We start from the raw sequence: 17,229 nt of genomic DNA on the forward strand, positions 1-17,229 counted from the left end.
ATCATATCGCCTCATTAAGTGCGATAATAAGTATTATGTAAATTGACGTCGAAGCAGAAGGGCGCTCCGATCACCTCAACCGGCTGAACGCGAGCGCCGCTACAGCGATGATGGCAACCCACGCCAAGGCCATCCAGGCTTTCGTTCCCAGCGGCAATCGTGTCAGCCGACGATTGGAAAGCACCAGGACCAGCGCGGCAAGGATTCCGATAATGCTGATCCATTGATCGGTCACGGTGGCGATCCTTCGGCCTTAGAGTTCGATCTCCATCCCGTCATAACCGGGATCGACATGCGGCGGCGTCTCGTCGCAAAGCGTACGGTAATCCATGCTCTTGTCGAGATGCGTCAGGACGGCGCGCCCGGCGCGGCACGCCTCGACCAGCTCGAGCGCCATGGCCAGATGCGCGTGCGTGGGATGCGGCTGCCGGCGCAAGGCATCGACAACCAGCACGTCCACCCGATCGAACAGCGCCACCATATCCGCATTTATCTCGCTGAAATCTGTTGCGTAACCTATTGATTTTCCGTCTTGATCGAAGCGAAACGCGGTGGATTGCGCGGGGCCGTGCGGCATCTGGCAATGGCTGATGCCGATGCCGGCGATCATGCGCACGCGGTCGAGATTATCGAGATTGCAAATCGTGTGATAGCCGTGCTGGCCGGCAAAGACATAGCCGAAGCGCTGGCGCAGGCGGCGGACCGTTTCTTCGGCTGCATAGCCCGGCAAAGGCCCGCCACGCCCCATGCGCAGCGGTCGCAGATCATCGATGCCATGCGTGTGATCGGCGTGATCGTGCGTCCACAACACGCCGTCGAGCCGGTCAATTCCGGTGGCCAGCAATTGCTGGCGCAAGTCCGTCGGCGTATCGACCAGCAGGCGCGAACCATCGGCGCCTTCCACCACGATCGCCACGCGCGTTCGGCGGTTGCGCGGCTCCTCCGGATCGCATGCGCCCCAGTCGTTGCCGATGCGCGGAACGCCGGTCGACGTGCCGGACCCCAGGACAGTCAGCTTCACGCGGCGGCTTTCACAGGCTGGCCTTGCGGAACAGCCGAAAGAAGTTTTCCCCGGTCACCTCGGCCAGACGCTCGCTGCTGATGCCGCGCAACCCGGCCACGAACGCGCACGTGTCGGACACGAACGCCGGCTCGCAAGTCTTGCCGCGATGCGGCACAGGAGCCAGAAACGGAGCGTCGGTCTCGACCAGCAGGCGGTCTTCAGGCAGTTCCGCCGCAATCGCCTGCAAGTCCTTGGCGTTCTTGAACGTCACGATGCCGGAAAGCGAAATCGTCAGGCCAAGGTCCAGCGCGGTCCGGGCCAGATCGGCCGACGCGGTGAAGCAATGGATCAGCGCGGGGAAGGTCCCCTTCCCCATTTCCTCGGTCAGGATGCGGGCGGTATCCTCCTCGGCATCGCGGGTGTGGATGATCAGCGGCAGCCCGGTTTCGCGCGCCACGCGAATATGCGCCCGGAACAGGTCCTGCTGCACGGCGCGATCCGAATGATCATAGAAGTAGTCCAGCCCGGTTTCGCCGATGCCGATGACCCGGCTGTCGCGCGTCGCCGCGAGCAGCACGCTTTCGCCAAGGTCCGCATGAGCATCGGCTTCGTGGGGGTGGATGCCCACCGTGGCCCAGACATCCGGTTCGCGATGCGCGGTGGCAATGATGTCGGCCCATTCGCGCTCGCGCGTGGCGATGTTGAGAAAGCCCTGCACGCCGGTTTCGCGCGCGCGCGCCAGCACCGCGTCCTGATGCTCGACCAGGCCCTTGTAATTCAGATGGCAGTGGGAATCGATCAGCATCAGGCGTCCGTTTCCGCGCCTTCGGCATCGGCGGGCAGTTCGAGGCGCGGGAACGCGCCGACCGGCTGCGCCAGGCGCTCCCCGGTGGCGACGCGCGCCATGTACCAGTCCGCGTCGGTGAGATTGGCGATGTTGCGTTCGGCCGGCGGAATGCCCAGCTGGTCCAGCACCTTGTTCGCCGCATCGGGAACCACGGGAAGGATCGCGATGGTCAGATCGCGAATGGCCATGAACAGGGTCAGCAGGACGGCGCGCATCCGCTCCGGATCGGTCTTGCGCAAGGTCCACGGAGCCTGCTCGTCGATGTACTGGTTGCAGGCGAACACCGCGCGCATCCAGGCGTCGATCCCGGTCGAGAAGTTCAGATCGGCAAACGCGGCGGGCAGTTCGTCACGGCAGGCGAGCGCCACGATGGCCAGCAAGGCATCGTCCGTCTCGGTGCTCGAAAACGCGCCAAGTTCGCCATCCAGGTTCTTGAAGATCATGGACAGAACGCGCTGGACCAGGTTGCCATAGCTGTTCGCCAGCTCGGCGTTGCAGCGGGTGACGATGGCTTCCGGCGAATAGCTGCCGTCCTGCCCGAACGCGACTTCGCGCAGGAAGAAATAGCGCAGCGGATCGACTCCGAACCGTGCGGCCAGCGCCAGCGGATCGGTGACGTTGCCGAGCGACTTCGATTCCTTCTGCCCCCGGTTGAGCAGGAAGCCATGGCCGAACACCTGGCGGGGCAGCGGCAGGCCCGCACTCATCAGGAAGGCCGGCCAGTAGATCGTATGGAAGCGGACGATGTCCTTGCCGATCAGGTGCAGGTTCGCCGGCCAGTAGGCCTTGAACTCCGCCGTCTCTTCGGGCCAGCCAAGGCCGGTCAGGTAGTTGGTCAGCGCGTCCACCCACACGTACATGACGTGGTTTTCGCTGCCGGGCACCTTGACGCCCCAGTCAAAGCTGGTGCGTGAGACCGACAGATCGCGCAGCCCCTGGCTGACGAAGGCGATCATCTCGTTGCGGCGGCTTTCGGGCCGGATGAAATCGGGATTGTCGCGATAGTGCGCCAGCAATTTCTCGCCATAGGCGGACAAGCGGAAGAACCAGCTCTCCTCCACCGTCCATTCGACCGGCGTTCCCTGCGGCGAGAGCTTCTCGCCCCCTTCCCCCGCCACGAGTTCGCTCTCGTCGTAATAGGCTTCGTCGCGGATCGAGTACCAGCCCTCGTAGCGGCTGAGATAAAGATCGCCGTTGGCCTCCATGCGCCGCCACAGTTCCTGCGTGGCAAGGTGATGCCCCGGTTCGGTGGTGCGCTGGAAGCGATCATAATCGACGTTCAGGGCATCACACATATCAATGAAATATTGTGACATTTCATCGCTAAGCTGCTTTGGTGTCACACCCAGTTCGCGCGCCTTCTGCGCCATCTTCAGGCCGTGCTCGTCCGTTCCGGTCTGCAGGCGCGCATCGCGCCCCATCGATTTCTGGAAGCGCGTGATGACGTCGGCGGCAATCGCCTCATATGCATGGCCGATGTGCGGCTTGCCGTTGGGATAGCTGATGGCAGTGGTAACGTAATAAGGTTCGCCCATCGGGCCGGTCGCTTTCACTCTGGAGACATGCGCTTAATGCGCCCCTTCCCTAGTGCGCGCGACCGATGCCAGCAACCCGCCGATTTCCATCATCAGCAAGGCCGGGTCGAAGTTGTAGGTCGGCGCCTGCCCGGCAAGGCGGACCAGCGCGGCATGGGCATCGGCGATGCGGAAGCGGGAATCGTCGTCCCCATCACGCATATGCTCCACCAGCACCATGCGCGCGCATTCGATCGCGGCGAGCTGGCGCTCCCGGTCGGGCCGCTGCCCCATCGCTCCACTCAAGGCCCCGCGCAGGGCGAAATCGGCATCGCCCTGCGCCACGAGCTTGCGGAACAGGCCGTGCACCTTGCCGAGATCCTGCTCGGCGAAAGCGATGGCCGCGCCCGGCGATCCCCCGGCGACCGCGATCGCGGCCGCACGCGTCGCGCTGTCCAGCCCCGGCGTCGCCGCATCGACCGCCCGCGCGAGTTGGTCCCGGTCGAGCGGGTGGAACCGCATGACAAGGCAGCGCGAACGGATCGTCGGCAGCAGCCGGCCCAGCCCATGCACCACCAGCAGGAAGAAAGTGCCTTGCGGCGGTTCCTCAAGACTTTTCAGCAGGGCATTGACCGCGCTCTTTTCCAGCTGGTCCCCGGCGTCGATGATGACCGCCCGGCGCGCGCCCAGCGTGGGGCGGGTTACCAGGCGCCGCTGCATCTCGCGCACCTGATCGACGGAAATGTTCCGCTTGGTGAGATAGGGCTTGCCGTCCGCCTTCTTCTTCGCCTCGTCATCGTTGGCCGGCAACGGCGACAGCGTGAAAATATCGGGGTGGGAGTCCGGTGGCGGCTGGGGAATGCCCCTTTCCGCGACCAGTTCCGCCGCCGCCATCCGCGCGAAGCTGGCTTTGCCCAGCCCTTCGCGGCCAGCCAGCAGCCAGGCGTGGTGCATCCGGTGCCCGGCCATGGCAGCGCGCCAGGTACGCCAGGGCTCCTCGTGGCCGATCATCGGCGCGTTTGCCGGCACGATCATGGCGAGGGCATCCGGTCGAGCGCGGCAACGATGCGATCGTGCACCGCCTCGGGCGATCCGGCGGCGTCGATCCGAGCAAAACGGGTCGGCTCTTCCTCGGCAAACCGCCGGAACGCGCTGGCCACGCGCGCGTGATAGGGAGCCGCGCGCCCGCCGATGCGATCGGCGCCGTTCGTATCACGCAACGCCAGCCTTCTGTCCGCCTCGTCCGCCGGTAGTTCCAGCAGGAGCGTCAGATCGGGTAGCAGTCCCTCGCTGCCGATCCGGTGCAGGGTGCGGATGTCATCATCCGAAAGCCCGCCACCGCCGCCCTGGTAGGCGCGGCTGCTGTCGAGGAACCGGTCGCAGATCACCCAGGCGCCGCGCGCCAGCGCCGGACGGATCAGCCGTTCGACATGATCGGCCCGCGCGGCGGCGAACAGCAGGGCTTCGGCCCGCGCGCCCCAGCCCTCGCCCTCGGTGGACAGCAACAGCGCGCGGATCGCTTCGGCGCCGGCGGTACCGCCCGGCTCGCGCGTGACGATCACTTCTACCCCGCGCCGGCGCAGCGCCTTGGCCAGCAGACGGGCCTGCGTGGACTTGCCAGCCCCTTCGCCGCCCTCGAATGCGATGAAGCGCCCTGTCATCGCCCGACCAGCGAAAGCAGGCCATCGCGCATTCGCGCTACCGGTCCGCCGGCGTCCACGGCATCCGCCGCGATCAGCGGCAGGCGTTCATCGGGCAGTCCGGGAACCTTGGCGATCAACGTGGCCACTTCCTGCCCCCTCGCGATGGGGGCGCGCAATGGCCCCTTGTAACGGATCGAGAGCGTATAGCCCGCGCGCTCGCCGGCCGGCATCGAAATCGCCAGCGTCCGGGGCGCGATCAGCCGCACTGCCCGGCTTGTCCCGCCGCGCACGCGCGCTTCGCCCACCAGCGCGCCGGGGCCATACAGCGGCCGTTCCCGCCAGGCGGCGAAACCCCATTCCATGAAATCGCGCGACTGCTTCGCGCGCAGGGCCGGCTTGTCATAGCCCCCGACGACCATGATGATGCGCCGGCCGTTGCGGATGGCCGACCCCACGAAACCGTAGCCGGCTTCGTTGGTGAAGCCGGTCTTCACCCCGTCCGCGCCGGCGGTGTAGCCGTAAAGCGGGTTGTGGTTTTCCTGCTCGATGCCGTCCCAGTCCATTTTCGCGTGGCCATAGAAGCGGCGGTAGAGTTGGGGGTGACGCAGGATCAGCGCCTGGCTCAGCGTGGCGAGGTCGGCGGCAGAGACATAAGTCTGCCCCCCGTCGGGCCAGCCGTTGGGGGTGTTGTAGTGCGTATCGCGCATGCCCAGTTTGCGCGCTTCGGCATTCATCATCGCGGTGAAGGCCGGCACGCTGCCGGCCACGCCTTCCGCCAGCACCACGCAGGCATCGTTGGCCGATACGGTGACGATGCCGCGCAGCAGATCCGCCACGGTCACTTCAGCGCCGTCCGCAAGGAACATCGTGCTGCCCACGCCGCGCCACTGTTTGAACGTGTCATGGCGGACCGGCAGCTTGCGATCGAGCGAAAGCTTGCCCTGCGCGACGAGTTCGAAGGCGACATAGCTCGTCATGATCTTGGTCAGCGAGGCCGGAATGAACCGCCGATGGGCATCGCGCTCGAACAGCACGCGCCCGGAACTGACATCGACCATGTAAGCCGTTGGCGCATCGAGCTGCGGCATGGCCATCGCCGGCGGCGCCTGCACCGTGGCGGCTGAAGGCGCCGCGCCAAAGGACAGCACCGTCAGCGTCATCAGCGGTAAAAGATACGGGCGTTCAGGCAATCGGCATCCCCGGAGGCTTGCGGATTCCCTGCCCCTTTCAGGGCGCGCGCAGAATCCGCGCATCCGCATAGCCGGAGCGACGCGCTTTCGCCAAGGCCGCATCTGCTTCCGCCTGTGTGGCGAAGGGGCCGCTGCGCACGCGCCACAGCGATCCCGCGGCCGTCACGCCGCCACCGGCCGCCCGGGCGACCGTTTCGGCCCGTTGCCGCGTGGAAAACGCGCCGACCTGCACGAAGAGGCCGGCGGCCTGGCGCGCGGCGGCGGGTGCCGGCTTGGGCGCGGGTTTCGGAGCCGGCTTGGGTAACGGCGTCGCTGCCGGAGCCGGCCTTGGCGCAGGCGTCGCGCGTGGCGTTGGTGTGGCCACGGGATGCGGTGCGGGTTTCGCTGCCGGGGCCGGCTTCGGCGCGGGCGTTGCAGCCGAGACTGGCACCGGCACGGGCGGAGAGGGGCGCAACACCGGCTTCGGTGCCGGGGACGCCGCCGGCCTTGGCGCCATGGCGGGCGGAGACACGGGGTGCGGCGTGGCCACCGGCGCGGGTGTCGCGGTGGGGACCAGTGTCACGCCGGTCGCGGTGCCCAGTTTGCGGCGCAGCGCGGTGAGCAGGCCCGGCGGCGTATCCATGCGCGCCGGGGCCTGTTCGCCCTGCCGTAGCAAGGCGCGTTCCGGCTCGATCGGATTCACGCGGCGGACGCGCACCGGCGCCTGCGATCCCGGCGCCAACCCCAGTTGCGCCCACGCGGCGGGCGAGAGGTCCAACAGCATTTTGCCCGACATCGGCCCGCGCCGTTCAAGCCGGACGAGGATTGTCTTGCCCGAATCGAGCGCCGTCACTTCCACGTAGCTGGGCAGAGGCAGCGTGCGATGCGCGCCGCTGATGCCTTCGCCTCCGTCCTCGCCGGCATAGCCGACCGCATCGTAGTTCATCGTATCGGCGGGCGTATAGGTAACGCCATCGACCATGAACGGCGCGCCCAGCACCATCGGGTAATCGCCCGCCGGGCCGGCGCGGTCTTCATCGGCTGCGGGCGGGCCTTTCGCCAGCGCCATTTCGCCCATCGCGGGAACCGAAAAGGCAAGGGTGGTCACCGCGATCATCGCGGTGGCGGAAGCGAAGCGGCTAACGGCTGATCTCATCTGCAAGAAGTCCTACGGACAGAGCGTAAAAGTTCGAGCAGTTGTAATCGAGGATAACTCGATAATTTCCGGTTAGCAGATAGGCGGTTCGTCCCCGCCCGTCCGGTTCCAGCAGCGAGGCCAGCACATCGTCGCCCGGCCAGACGCCCGATTTCGGCGCCAGCCCCAGCGCGCGCCATTCGCGCATGGTCTTCCAGCGGCTGTGCCGCGCGAACACCTGGGGGCAGCGCGGGCTGGCCAGCGCCGTGCCCAGCGCGGCGCGGTCAAGCCCGTCCGGCACGCTGACGGCAAGGCCCCACGGCTCGCCCGGACGCCATCCGGCATCGCGGAAATAATTGCCGATCGAGGCCAGTGTATCGGCCCGGCTGCTCCAGATGTCGGCCAGCCCATCGCCATCGGCATCCTGCGCCACGCGCAGATAGACGCTGGGCAGGAACTGCGGATTGCCGAATGCCCCGGCCCAGCTTCCGACCAGCTTGGAGCGCGGCACGCCCCGGTCCATCATCTTCAGCAGCGCGATGAATTCCTCGGTGAACAGATCGCGCCGCCGCCCTTCGTAAGCCAGCGTCGCCAGCGAGCGGGCCAGATCGAAATCGCCGGTATAGCCGCCATAGTGGCTCTCGTGCCCCCAGATGGCGAGGATGATCGGCAGCGGCACGCCATAGCGCCGTTCGAGCGCGCCGGCCTGCCCGGCCACCGCCTCGTACTGCCGCCGGCCACCGCCGATCCGCGCCGCGTCGACATGCTTGCGGCGATAGGGTTCGAACGCCGGAATCGACGAGGACGGGCCGCCGCCGGGCTGGCTCCGGTCGAACGCGATCACGCGCGGATTGAACGTCAGCCCCGGCAGCACGCTGTTGATCGTCGATTCGCGCACCCCTTCGGCGCGCGCCTTGGCGGCGAGAAGCTGGAGATAGCCCTGGAAGCCCGCTTCCTCGCTGCTGTTCTGGGCGCTGGCGGGCGCCCCCAGCGCAAGGGCGGCAACGGCGGCCACGGTCACGCGCCACGATGATCGGATACTGGCAAGAAGCGTCATCCGGCCGACACTCGCACAGGGGGCTGCGATTGGGAATCCCCCGCGGCGCAAATCCTCTTCACGACGGAGCGGTTCGCCGCTATCGCCCCTCCACGCCGCGCGCCCACGGGTCGCGCCGGTGCGGACAGGTGGCCGAGTGGTTTAAGGCAGCGGTCTTGAAAACCGCCGTGGGTGCAAGCTCACCGTGGGTTCGAATCCCACCCTGTCCGCCACATTTCCTCGCAAATTCAACGGCGGCACGCTCTTCAGGGGGCCGGAATGGCGATTTGGACAGGCCAAACATGAACCGGACGAATTCGACGCAAACTTTGCGCGCCTGCTGTCGCCCGCCGCAGGAGCGGCTAGACCGCTCCGAAAGCAGGAGCGATCGATATGCGTCTTGACCCTCTGACTCCCGGCCAGTTGTCTGATACCCAGCGTCCGCTTTTCGAGAGCATGAAGGCAGGCGTCAGCGCCAAGTATTCGAACTTCGTGACGACGCGGGCCGATGGCGCTTTACTCGGCCCCTGGAACGCGTGGCTGCATGATCCGGAGATCGGATCGGGCATCTGGCATCTCTCGCAGACGATGACACAAGCGCGAAGGATCCCGGACCGCGCCCGTCAGGTTGCTATCCTGGTGACCGGTGGGCGGCTGGACGCGGCATACGAAATCTACGCGCATGGCGCCGTTGCGACCGCCATTCACGGGATGAGCGCGGCGCGGGTGGAGGCGATAGCGTCAGGCAATCGGCCGGACGATCTTGACGACGAAGAGGAGGTCGCATTCGAGGTTGCCCATACGCTCGTCAAAGGCGGTGTGCTGCCGCAAGCCCTCTATGATCGCGCTTTGGACGTGTTCGGTCGTGAAGGAGCGACCGAGCTGTTCTACCTCGTCGGCTACTACTGCCTTGTCGCGATTACGCTGAACGCATTCGACATTCGCGTACCCGCTCAACCCTGATCCGTTAGCGGCCCCGCTGACCGGGAGCATCGATCCGGCTTTCCTTCGGGATGGCGGCGGGAAATCGCCATGACGGGCCACGCGCCAGCCAAGGAGGGGTGAATCCCTCCCCCTTCCGGGTGTGAAATGGGCTCCCGCCTTGGGCTATCGCCGAGCCGATGACTGCACCATCATGCAACGATGTCCGTCGGTTTGCATCATAGGATGGCGTTTGCGGCCGATCCGGCAGCTTCAATGGTGGCCGGGACAGGTGTTTCCCGTTCTCTGCCGGTTACGCGGCAGGTTGCGGCGGCCCTTCTCGCCGTGGCAATCTTCTGGGCGGACACTTTCACCGACTTCGGAAGCGCCTTCGCCACTCTTTACGTGCTGGTGCTGCTTCTCGCATGCAATCGGGCGGCGCGAGCGCACATTTTCGGATGGTCCGCCGTCTGCGCGCTATTCACCGTCGCGAGCTTCGCCTTCGTCCATGGCATGACCGCTCACGCCGATGCGACATTGCGCATGGTGATCAGCCTGGGCGCGAATGCGGTAACGACCGCCCTCCTGCTGCATCGGCAAGCGGTGGACGATCGGGCAACTCGCGGCGAGCGCCGTCATGAAGATACGCTCAATTCGCTGGCCGTCGCGATCTGGGAACATGACTTTCGCCCCGTGGCCGCCGCGATCGCCGCGGTGCGAGCGGCCGGGGTCGAGGACCTGCCGGCGTTCCTCGACGAAAATCCCGATTTTGTCGTCTCGGCGCGCTCGCTCGTGCGCATCACCGATGTGAATGAAACTGCCCTCGACCTCATGGGCGTGCCGTCCAAGCAGGCCTTCTTCGAGCATCTGAGCGATTTTCTGCCCGAAAGCGATGCCAGCTTCCGCGAGTGCATCCTCGCGATCGACGAGCGGCGCGATATGTTCCAGGCGGAAACGCAGGTTCGCGCCGCAAACGGGGAGCCGATCGACATCTTCGTCGCCTTCAGCCTGTCGCCCGATCGCGGGCTTGATCGCGTGCCCGGAAGCATTTTCGACATTCGCCAGCGCAAGCGGCTCGAAATGACGGTCGAACGTACGCGATCGGAACTGGACAAGGTGCAGCGCAGCGCCGCGCTCGGAGCAATGTCGGCGATGATCGCGCACGAGATCAATCAGCCTCTGACCGCGGTCCAGGGATTCGCGTTTTCAGCGCAACGCTGGATTGAGCGCGACGTGCCGGATCTGGACGAGGCGCGGCAAGCGCTTGCCGGCCTGCACGACGCGGTGCTCAACGTTCACGAGGTCATGCAGCGCGTCCGGAATCTGGTCGGTAACTCGCAGACCGAAAATGCGCCGGTGAACCTGCATACGCTGATCCGCAATACCGTGTCGTTCGCTTCGCGGGACGTGGAAGCCCAGGGTGCGAGGATAAGCTTTTCCCACTGTGCCCCGGAGGTGATGATCCTGGGGGACCGGGTGCTCCTGAAGCACCTGCTGCTCAATCTCATCGCCAATGCGCTTCAAGCCATGGAAACTCCGTCGCGCGAGGAAAAGCTGATCGAGATCGACCTCAGCCTCGCCGGGAACCAGGCCAGCATCATCGTGCGCGATACCGGACCAGGCTTGCCCGCATCCACGCGCGAGAAGCTCTTTGAACCCTTCTTTACGACGAAACCCGTCGGCATGGGTCTGGGCCTGTCGATATGCAGGTCCATCGTGGAGCTTCACGACGGGCAGATAACGCTGGCGAACCATCCGGAAGGCGGCACGCGGGTTTCTCTAACCCTGCCCGCGCGGGTATGACCTGCCGAGCGGCTTATGCGGGAAGCGCCTGCCGAAGAACCTCGAGAAGCCGATCGGGGTGCAGCGGCTTCTCCAGAAAACCTGCCATCTTCAGCATCCGCGCCTTGGCCCGCACGCCCGGCGATGGAAATGCCGTCATCAGGATCACGGGCACGGAGGACCCCCGTTCCAGAAGGGCAGCACCGAGGTCCAGTCCGGTCAGCCTAGGCATCTGCAGATCGGTCAGAACACAATCGACCGCCGTTTCGGTCGATCCAAGGAAGTCCGCAACCGAGGCATAGGCCATAGCGACACAGCCCAACGAACGCAGCAGGCTGGCCGTGGATGCCCGAACACGCGCATCATCGTCGATGACGGCTATGACTTTATTTCTCAAGCGCATGATCTCCGGCCCTGCCTGCTCCCTCAGAAAGCCTGATGGACCGGATATATGGGCTGCAACCACGCTGTAACCATACGGTAGTCTAAGCCGGCATTTTTGAGCCGTCGGATGCAAATTGTGTTGCGATTGCATCGGCTGCCCGCACCAGATCGGGCACTGTGCGCATTTCCATCTTCCGCATCATGCTGGAGCGGTGCAACTTCACGGTGATCTCGCTGATCCCGATTTTTCCCGCGATCTGCTTGTTCAACAGCCCCCGAACCACCCCATCCATGACCTGCCGCTCGCGCCTCGTCAGCAAGGCATAGCGTTCGCGAAGGGCTTTCGTCTGCTCGCCCGCGCTCCGTTTGACCGTGGCCGACGAGAGGCCCGCGTAGACTGCCTCCAGTATGTCCTGCTCACGGTAAGGCTTGGTCAGGAAATCGACGGCGCCGGCCTTCATCGCCTTCACCGTCATCGGTATGTCTCCATGCCCGGTCAGGAAAATGGCAGGGATGTCGATGCCCCTGTCGAGAAGCTGTCCATGGCATTCGAAACCGCCCATCTGCGGCATCCGCACATCGATGACGAGACAAGCCGGCACGTCAGGCAAATCGGCATCAAGGAGATCGTGGGCGGAGCCAAAGGCAAGGACCGCAAAATCCACCGAACGGAACAGCGATTCCAGCGACCTACGCACGAGGGCATCGTCGTCAACAATGATGACGACGGGGTTGCCGGCCTTGATCTGAATCGTCGCCATGGCGCGTCCTTTCCGGGCAGGAAAGGACAAGGAACGCGCATCCGATACAAGCCCCTGGCGGGTTAATGGCGCACCACCCTATCGAGGGGGTTCGGTATCAGAGGTTGTATACAGTTTTGACATTAAAGGAGAATTTTAGGCTATTGTTTGAGGCGCCGCACGTCGCACCACGGCAGGGGAGTTTCGCTTGCCAAGCTGGACCATGGTTTAATCTTCTCAAACGATGGCGATGATCAACTCAGCCGCCGCTCGATTTCGCACCCTGAAGGATCCGGCGACACTCCCGTCAACCAAGATCGGGAGTCATTATGCTTCAAGAGCTGCAACGCGCGTCCGCGGCGCGCATCCAACCCGCTGGCGTCCAGCAATCGATCTCCCCGCTTCAGGTCGCGTCGCTTCTGGCCGGTGCGCGGCGTTCGCTTGACGACGATCCCGGCCTGGCGCGGCATTATCTGGAGCAGCTCTCGGCCATATTCGACAAGGAGCTCGATGAAGGAACGCCTGACCGGCTTCTCCTTCCGCAGCGTCTTTCGAACGGGATAATCCAGACCAAGGGAGGGCTGGCAAGCTGGCAGGTCCGCCGCGTTACCGATTATATCGACCAGAAGCTGGAAACGCCCCTCATCACGGAGGAACTTGCTGCCGTAGCCAGGCTCAGCACCGGCCATTTCTGCCGCGCGTTCAAGGTGAGCCTTGGGGAGACGCCGCACGCCTACGTCATCCGCCAGCGCCTGCGGCGTGCCCAGACTCTCATGATCCACACGCGCGATACGCTGTCCCAAATCGCGTGCGCTTGCGGCCTGACCGACCAGGCTCATCTGACGCGGCTCTTCCGTCGTATTGTGGGAAAAACTCCGATGTCGTGGCGTCGAGACCACCAATGCGTCGCCTGAGCAGCGCAGGAAGGCTGCTGGGCCGCTGACCGCCCGGTCGCCCGCGACATCGGCCTTTACCGGTTGAGCGTGTAGTTTACCGGGAGCCACTGGTAGGCGCCGTGGGGAAGTTTGGTCACATGCCCGATCCCGGGGAACGATATGTGCGCCGCGGCAACGAGCCACCCCTTGTCGGCTGCTTCGGCCAGGACCGCCTTGCGGGCCGCGATTGCTTCGGGAACGTTCCAGTCATACTTGATCGCGATGTCCGGCTCGGGGAACTGGACCGGCGCCATATGGACGGTGTCGCCCCAGAACAGCATGGTGGCGCTTGCGTCCTGGAGACGGAAGAAGCTGTGACCGGGCGTGTGCCCCGGCGCCGATATTGCTCTCAGCCCTGAACCGAAGTCGGCATCGGGAGCAAAGGGTTTGACGCGCCCGGCAGCGACGTAGGGTTTCAGAACCTTCTGGATCGCCGGGAAGAAGGGCTGCAACAAGGGGCTGACCGATGCCTTGTTGCTGTCGTTGGTCCAGAAATCGAAATCGGCCTGAGAGACGTGGACAATGGCCCTGGGGAAGACCGGCTTCCCGCCCCTGAGCAGCCCGCCGGCATGATCCTCGTGCAGATGCGTAATGTAGATGTCGTCGATCTGGCCCGGGCCGTATCCCGCTGCCGCCAGCACGCCGACGAGTCCGCCACCTTCCTTGCCATAGAGATCCCCCGCCCCCGTATCGATAAGCACCAGGCGATCGCCGAGATTGACCAGAAACGCATTGATCATGCCTTCGAATGGCGCAGGCAGGAACTGGTCGGCGAGAAGGCGCTCGATTTCGCCCGGTCGGGCGTCGACCGCGACCGTCGACGCGGGAAAGGGATGGGTGCCATCGAGCAAAGCGGTCACCTCGAAGCGGCCGACATGCATCCGAAAGAAGCTCGGCGCCTGCCGGATGGGCGATGGCGGCACGGCCGTCGTGGCGGCGAGCGCCGGTGCGTGGGGCGCGGCGGGGGAAAGAGCGAGGCAAGTCGCCATGGCGATGGCCGTCGCTGCTTGCCGATATGGTCCGTTCATCGAGAGGGGCCTCCGGTCGAATAGTGTCCTTATTGGATGGGGATGAACGAACGAAGGCGGGCCGGATTGGACATTAGCCACGCAAACAACAGGTTTTCGACAAGAACGCCGGGACATTCAGGCTGCCCGGCTGGCCTGTGGCGCGCCCGATACGCGGGCGAGATTGGCTCACATATGTCCAAATCCCGTCACTCGGAAACAGGACGCGCGGGGGCTGCGATACGAGTTTGACTGCTTCGCGCGATGAGAATGCCGTGACGGAGGCTGTAAAAAATGGGCGAGATTTCGGCGCGTACATTGGGTGAGCGACGCGGGGTCCGCTTCAAGGTCGCGCAGATCGATGTGCTGACGGAGGATGTCGAACTTCTGGTCGTGGGAATGTTCGAGCACGATGGCAGCAACCTGCCGACCGGCGGCGCCAATCAGCTGGACACCGTCTTCCAAGGCACGCTTAGCCGGCTGCGTGAAGGCGGTATCTTCAAGGGCACGATCGGCGAGACTCTGATGCTGTCGACGCCCCCACCCCCGATCAAGGCGCGTGCGCTGATGCTGATTGGAATGGGCGGCAGCGTGCCCTCCCCGCATTTGTCGATCGGCGGGCTCACCGAACTCGCCATGCGCACGGCGCTACGCATGGACGCCCGATCCGCCGGCTGCTTGCTGACCTGGTCGGAACGGGAAATCCCGTCGGATCTGGTGGAGGAGACCGCCACGGCCATGATGGAAGGGGCGCTCAAGGCAATCGAGGAAGCCGGCAAGGGTGCGTCAGGCGAGATGGACTGGATATTTGATATCCGGAACGGAGACGCCACACGGACGGCCAATGCTCTGGAACAGAGGCTGAAGGGCGGCCGTGCGCAGGATTGAGAGCGCCCGGCGGCGGTCGCTCATGCGCGCCACGCGCAATTCAGGGCGGGCCGGGGCGGGATCGCGGATGACGCGCGGTTTCGCGTGCAGATGCGGGTTGCCATCATTCCGGTCCAAGACGGGTGAAGGCAACCAACCTAGTCTCGGGTGCATGTCAGCCTTCGCCTCTGGAAACGGTGCCGTCGATTTGGCCCGGGCCGGCGCGGCACATGCATGACAATTTTGCCGCGTTGATGCCGCCTCGGCGATTTCCGCGGCCGATCTGAAGTCGTCAGCGTGCTTCGCACGCACCCAGACCGTAGTCGAACGTTGTCCGAAAAGGAAATCCCGCATGACGATCAAAGCCACGCCAACCCCCGGCAGGTCGCTTATCTCGCCCACCGACCATACACTCATCCTGATCGATTTTCAGTCGCAGATGTCCTTCGCGACCAGATCGATAGCGATGGAGGTTTTGCGCAACAACGCGGCCCTGATCAGCCGCGCGGCAAAGGCGTTCAACGTACCGACCATCCTGACCACCGTTGCCGAGAAGAGCTTCTCGGGACCGATGTACAGCGAGATCACCGATGCCTTTCCGGGCCAACCGCTTTTCGACCGGACTTCGATGAATACGTGGGAGGACGCCGCGGTGATCGCGGAGGTCAACCGGATCGGCAAGGAGCGGATCGTGTTCGCCGGCCTGTGGACCGGCGTTTGCATCGTGGGACCGGTCGCCTCGTCGATCGATCAGGGATTCGATGCCTATTTCATCGCGGACGCCTGCGGCGACGTGTCTGACGAGGCGCATGAGCGTGCCTGCCAGCGCATGATCCAGCTGGGTGCGAAGCCGATGACGTCGCTCCAGTATTTGCTCGAACTGCAGCGCGACTGGGCGCGGGCCGACACGTACGACGCCACGACGGGAATCGCGAAGGAATGGGGCGGCGGCTACGGCCTCGGAATTACGTACGCGAAGACCATGTTCGGTGCCTCCGAGGGGCACTGACCTCCCTCGGGACCGGCAGCGCCTTCGCCCCTCTCCCGCCCCCGCGCTGTCGGTCCCGTTCTCTCAACCCAGACAAGAGGAACGCGATTATGAGTTTCGCAACGGCCAAGGACGGCACCCAGATCTACTATCGCGAATACGGCGAAGGCCAGCCATTCGTCTTCTCGCACGGCTGGCCTCTCAACGCCGATGCCTGGGACGGCCAGATGCTGTTTCTCGCGAACAACGGTTTTCGTGTGGTCGCCCATGATCGACGGGGACATGGGCGCTCCGAGCAGCCCGCTAAGAACAACGACATGGACACCTATGCGGACGATCTGGCCGCCGTGATCGAGGCCCTGGATCTTCGGGACGCAATTCTGGTGGGGCATTCCACCGGCGGTGGCGAAGTTGCGCGATATATTGGCCGTCACGGTACGTCACGCGTCGCCAAGGTGGTGCTCGTCGGCGCGGTCACGCCGGTCATGAAGGTTGGCCCCAACAACCCGGATGGTGTCCCGGCGGAGGTCTTCGATGGAATCCGCAAGGCGGTGCTCGACAACCGCTCCGGCTTTTACATGTCGTTTCCGGAAACCTTTTATGGATGGGACATCGGCAAACCAAGGGACGAGAGCCTGCGGTACGCCTTCTGGCAGCAGGGAATGGCAGGCGGCGCCTATGCGCAATATGCCTGCGTGCAGCAGTTTTCCGAAAGCGATTTCACGGAAGATCTCAAGAAGATCGACGTACCGGCCCTGTTTGTCCACGGCGACTCCGATCATGTCGTGCCGATCGATGTCTCCGCGCGCAGGGCGGTCAAGATTGCGCCGCATGCCACGCTTTCGGTGTACGAGGGCAGCACGCACGCGATCCCCACGCTGGATCAGGACAGGTTCAACGCGGAACTGCTCGCCTTCGCGCGCAACTGACGCGGGAATCTGACGGGTCCGCCGGGGAGGAAAGTCCATGAAGCCCTATCTGATCTCGCTGGCCGCCGGCTTGCTGATCGGCCTCATTTACAGCCTCCTCGGCGTCCGCTCGCCGGCGCCCCCGGCGATCGCCCTGCTCGGGCTGCTCGGCATGCTGCTGGGTGAGCAGGCGATCCCGGCCGCCAGGCGGGTCTTCTCCGGGAAAGAAGTCATTCCCTTTCTGCGTTCGGACCACGCCGGGCACGTGCAGGACCTGCCTGCCAACCAGCAGAAGGACGACGTGTGAAGCTCACTCGGCGCAAAACGGTCGTCGGAGCCGGCGCAACCGC

19 protein-coding genes and 1 tRNA gene are annotated in these 17,229 nt (G+C 64.8%); 8 read left to right on the plus strand and 12 right to left on the minus strand.

The window, feature by feature from the left end; genetic code table 11:
- Positions 1-70 precede the first annotated feature (70 nt).
- Genes NMD1_RS21265 through NMD1_RS16245 form a run of 9 tightly spaced genes read right to left on the minus strand, consistent with a single transcriptional unit; the run spans position 71 to position 8,368 of the window.
- Positions 71-235: a hypothetical protein gene (locus NMD1_RS21265; protein WP_158453984.1), complete on the minus strand. Its 165-nt coding sequence runs from the start codon at positions 233-235 to the stop codon at positions 71-73.
- A gap of 18 nt (positions 236-253) precedes the next feature.
- Complete coding sequence (locus NMD1_RS16210) at positions 254-1,021, minus strand: MBL fold metallo-hydrolase (RefSeq protein WP_124807365.1); 768 nt, start codon at positions 1,019-1,021, stop codon at positions 254-256.
- A gap of 10 nt (positions 1,022-1,031) precedes the next feature.
- Entirely contained in the window at positions 1,032-1,808 is a 777-nt protein-coding gene (locus NMD1_RS16215; protein WP_125955560.1) for a TatD family hydrolase, read from the minus strand.
- Positions 1,808-3,385, minus strand: a complete 1,578-nt coding sequence (gene metG, locus NMD1_RS16220) for a methionine--tRNA ligase (RefSeq protein ID WP_125955563.1) — start codon at positions 3,383-3,385, stop codon at positions 1,808-1,810. Before metG ends, NMD1_RS16215 begins: the two co-directional genes overlap by 1 nt.
- 33 nt (positions 3,386-3,418) lie before the next feature.
- Positions 3,419-4,399: a DNA polymerase III subunit delta' gene (locus NMD1_RS16225; RefSeq protein ID WP_233497726.1), complete on the minus strand. Its 981-nt coding sequence runs from the start codon at positions 4,397-4,399 to the stop codon at positions 3,419-3,421.
- Positions 4,396-5,025 carry a dTMP kinase gene (tmk, locus tag NMD1_RS16230; RefSeq protein ID WP_125955565.1) on the minus strand — a complete coding sequence of 210 codons (630 nt, stop codon included), beginning with the start codon at positions 5,023-5,025 and terminating at the stop codon, positions 4,396-4,398. The genes NMD1_RS16225 and tmk overlap by 4 nt, the downstream gene beginning before the upstream one ends.
- Positions 5,022-6,197 carry a D-alanyl-D-alanine carboxypeptidase family protein gene (locus tag NMD1_RS16235; protein ID WP_233497728.1) on the minus strand — a complete coding sequence of 392 codons (1,176 nt, stop codon included), beginning with the start codon at positions 6,195-6,197 and terminating at the stop codon, positions 5,022-5,024. The genes tmk and NMD1_RS16235 overlap by 4 nt, the downstream gene beginning before the upstream one ends.
- A 37-nt stretch (positions 6,198-6,234) precedes the next feature.
- Positions 6,235-7,332, minus strand: a complete 1,098-nt coding sequence (locus NMD1_RS21720) for an SPOR domain-containing protein (RefSeq protein ID WP_147457755.1) — start codon at positions 7,330-7,332, stop codon at positions 6,235-6,237.
- A complete protein-coding gene (locus tag NMD1_RS16245) occupies positions 7,316-8,368 on the minus strand; it encodes a lytic transglycosylase domain-containing protein (protein WP_124807361.1) in 1,053 nt (350 codons plus the stop codon). Before NMD1_RS16245 ends, NMD1_RS21720 begins: the two co-directional genes overlap by 17 nt.
- Before the next feature lie 122 nt (positions 8,369-8,490).
- Between NMD1_RS16245 and NMD1_RS16250 the strand changes: the two genes are divergently transcribed.
- From NMD1_RS16250 to NMD1_RS16260, 3 genes are all read left to right on the plus strand, one after another.
- Positions 8,491-8,580, plus strand: a tRNA-Ser gene (locus NMD1_RS16250).
- Between the two features lie 160 nt (positions 8,581-8,740).
- On the plus strand, positions 8,741-9,310 hold the full coding sequence (locus NMD1_RS16255; protein ID WP_125955567.1) for a carboxymuconolactone decarboxylase family protein: 570 nt from the start codon (positions 8,741-8,743) through the stop codon (positions 9,308-9,310).
- A 204-nt stretch (positions 9,311-9,514) separates the two neighbouring features.
- On the plus strand, positions 9,515-11,071 hold the full coding sequence (locus tag NMD1_RS16260; RefSeq protein WP_158453985.1) for a sensor histidine kinase: 1,557 nt from the start codon (positions 9,515-9,517) through the stop codon (positions 11,069-11,071).
- Between the two features lie 13 nt (positions 11,072-11,084).
- On the opposite strand, the gene NMD1_RS16265 is transcribed toward NMD1_RS16260, so the two are convergent.
- Complete coding sequence (locus NMD1_RS16265) at positions 11,085-11,516, minus strand: response regulator transcription factor (RefSeq protein WP_158453986.1); 432 nt, start codon at positions 11,514-11,516, stop codon at positions 11,085-11,087.
- Between the two features lie 19 nt (positions 11,517-11,535).
- Positions 11,536-12,195 (minus strand): response regulator transcription factor, encoded by a 660-nt coding sequence (locus NMD1_RS16270; RefSeq protein ID WP_125955573.1) that lies wholly within the window; start codon positions 12,193-12,195, stop codon positions 11,536-11,538.
- Positions 12,196-12,503: 308 nt separating this feature from the next.
- Between NMD1_RS16270 and NMD1_RS16275 the strand changes: the two genes are divergently transcribed.
- Positions 12,504-13,088, plus strand: a complete 585-nt coding sequence (locus NMD1_RS16275) for a helix-turn-helix domain-containing protein (protein WP_125955575.1) — start codon at positions 12,504-12,506, stop codon at positions 13,086-13,088.
- 56 nt (positions 13,089-13,144) lie between these two features.
- Here the strand turns inward: NMD1_RS16275 and NMD1_RS16280 are convergent, their stop codons facing one another.
- Positions 13,145-14,137: an MBL fold metallo-hydrolase gene (locus NMD1_RS16280; protein WP_233497729.1), complete on the minus strand. Its 993-nt coding sequence runs from the start codon at positions 14,135-14,137 to the stop codon at positions 13,145-13,147.
- 273 nt (positions 14,138-14,410) lie between these two features.
- Here NMD1_RS16280 and NMD1_RS16285 point away from each other — a divergent pair, with 273 nt between their 5' ends.
- The 4 genes from NMD1_RS16285 to NMD1_RS16300 all read left to right on the plus strand — a co-directional run bounded on the left by NMD1_RS16285 (position 14,411) and on the right by NMD1_RS16300 (position 17,186).
- A complete protein-coding gene (locus tag NMD1_RS16285; RefSeq protein ID WP_125955578.1) occupies positions 14,411-15,004 on the plus strand; it encodes a M17 family peptidase N-terminal domain-containing protein in 594 nt (197 codons plus the stop codon).
- A 331-nt stretch (positions 15,005-15,335) separates the two neighbouring features.
- Positions 15,336-15,992: a hydrolase gene (locus NMD1_RS16290; RefSeq protein ID WP_125955580.1), complete on the plus strand. Its 657-nt coding sequence runs from the start codon at positions 15,336-15,338 to the stop codon at positions 15,990-15,992.
- Positions 15,993-16,081: 89 nt separating this feature from the next.
- Entirely contained in the window at positions 16,082-16,900 is an 819-nt protein-coding gene (locus NMD1_RS16295; protein WP_125955582.1) for an alpha/beta fold hydrolase, read from the plus strand.
- 37 nt (positions 16,901-16,937) lie between these two features.
- Positions 16,938-17,186, plus strand: a complete 249-nt coding sequence (locus tag NMD1_RS16300) for a DUF1427 family protein (protein ID WP_125955584.1) — start codon at positions 16,938-16,940, stop codon at positions 17,184-17,186.
- Positions 17,187-17,229 lie beyond the last annotated feature (43 nt).

The sequence above is a fragment of the Novosphingobium sp. MD-1 genome (genome assembly GCF_001014975.1).
Classification (GTDB): domain Bacteria; phylum Pseudomonadota; class Alphaproteobacteria; order Sphingomonadales; family Sphingomonadaceae; genus Novosphingobium.

What these genes read in the sequence shown, in the direction of transcription:
- NMD1_RS16280 (WP_233497729.1), bottom strand. Translation starts at nt 14,137, where the DNA reads ATGAACGGACCATATCGGCAAGCAGCGACGGCCATCGCCATGGCGACT.
- NMD1_RS16285 (WP_125955578.1), top strand. Translation starts at nt 14,411, where the DNA reads ATGGGCGAGATTTCGGCGCGTACATTGGGTGAGCGACGCGGGGTCCGC.
- NMD1_RS16225 (WP_233497726.1), bottom strand. Translation starts at nt 4,399, where the DNA reads ATGATCGTGCCGGCAAACGCGCCGATGATCGGCCACGAGGAGCCCTGG.
- NMD1_RS16275 (WP_125955575.1), top strand. Translation starts at nt 12,504, where the DNA reads ATGCTTCAAGAGCTGCAACGCGCGTCCGCGGCGCGCATCCAACCCGCT.
- NMD1_RS16300 (WP_125955584.1), top strand. Translation starts at nt 16,938, where the DNA reads ATGAAGCCCTATCTGATCTCGCTGGCCGCCGGCTTGCTGATCGGCCTC.
- NMD1_RS16260 (WP_158453985.1), top strand. Translation starts at nt 9,515, where the DNA reads ATGGCGTTTGCGGCCGATCCGGCAGCTTCAATGGTGGCCGGGACAGGT.
- NMD1_RS16290 (WP_125955580.1), top strand. Translation starts at nt 15,336, where the DNA reads ATGACGATCAAAGCCACGCCAACCCCCGGCAGGTCGCTTATCTCGCCC.
- NMD1_RS16255 (WP_125955567.1), top strand. Translation starts at nt 8,741, where the DNA reads ATGCGTCTTGACCCTCTGACTCCCGGCCAGTTGTCTGATACCCAGCGT.
- tmk (WP_125955565.1), bottom strand. Translation starts at nt 5,025, where the DNA reads ATGACAGGGCGCTTCATCGCATTCGAGGGCGGCGAAGGGGCTGGCAAG.
- NMD1_RS16295 (WP_125955582.1), top strand. Translation starts at nt 16,082, where the DNA reads ATGAGTTTCGCAACGGCCAAGGACGGCACCCAGATCTACTATCGCGAA.
- metG (WP_125955563.1), bottom strand. Translation starts at nt 3,385, where the DNA reads ATGGGCGAACCTTATTACGTTACCACTGCCATCAGCTATCCCAACGGC.
- NMD1_RS16270 (WP_125955573.1), bottom strand. Translation starts at nt 12,195, where the DNA reads ATGGCGACGATTCAGATCAAGGCCGGCAACCCCGTCGTCATCATTGTT.
- NMD1_RS21720 (WP_147457755.1), bottom strand. Translation starts at nt 7,332, where the DNA reads ATGAGATCAGCCGTTAGCCGCTTCGCTTCCGCCACCGCGATGATCGCG.
- NMD1_RS16245 (WP_124807361.1), bottom strand. Translation starts at nt 8,368, where the DNA reads ATGACGCTTCTTGCCAGTATCCGATCATCGTGGCGCGTGACCGTGGCC.
- NMD1_RS16215 (WP_125955560.1), bottom strand. Translation starts at nt 1,808, where the DNA reads ATGCTGATCGATTCCCACTGCCATCTGAATTACAAGGGCCTGGTCGAG.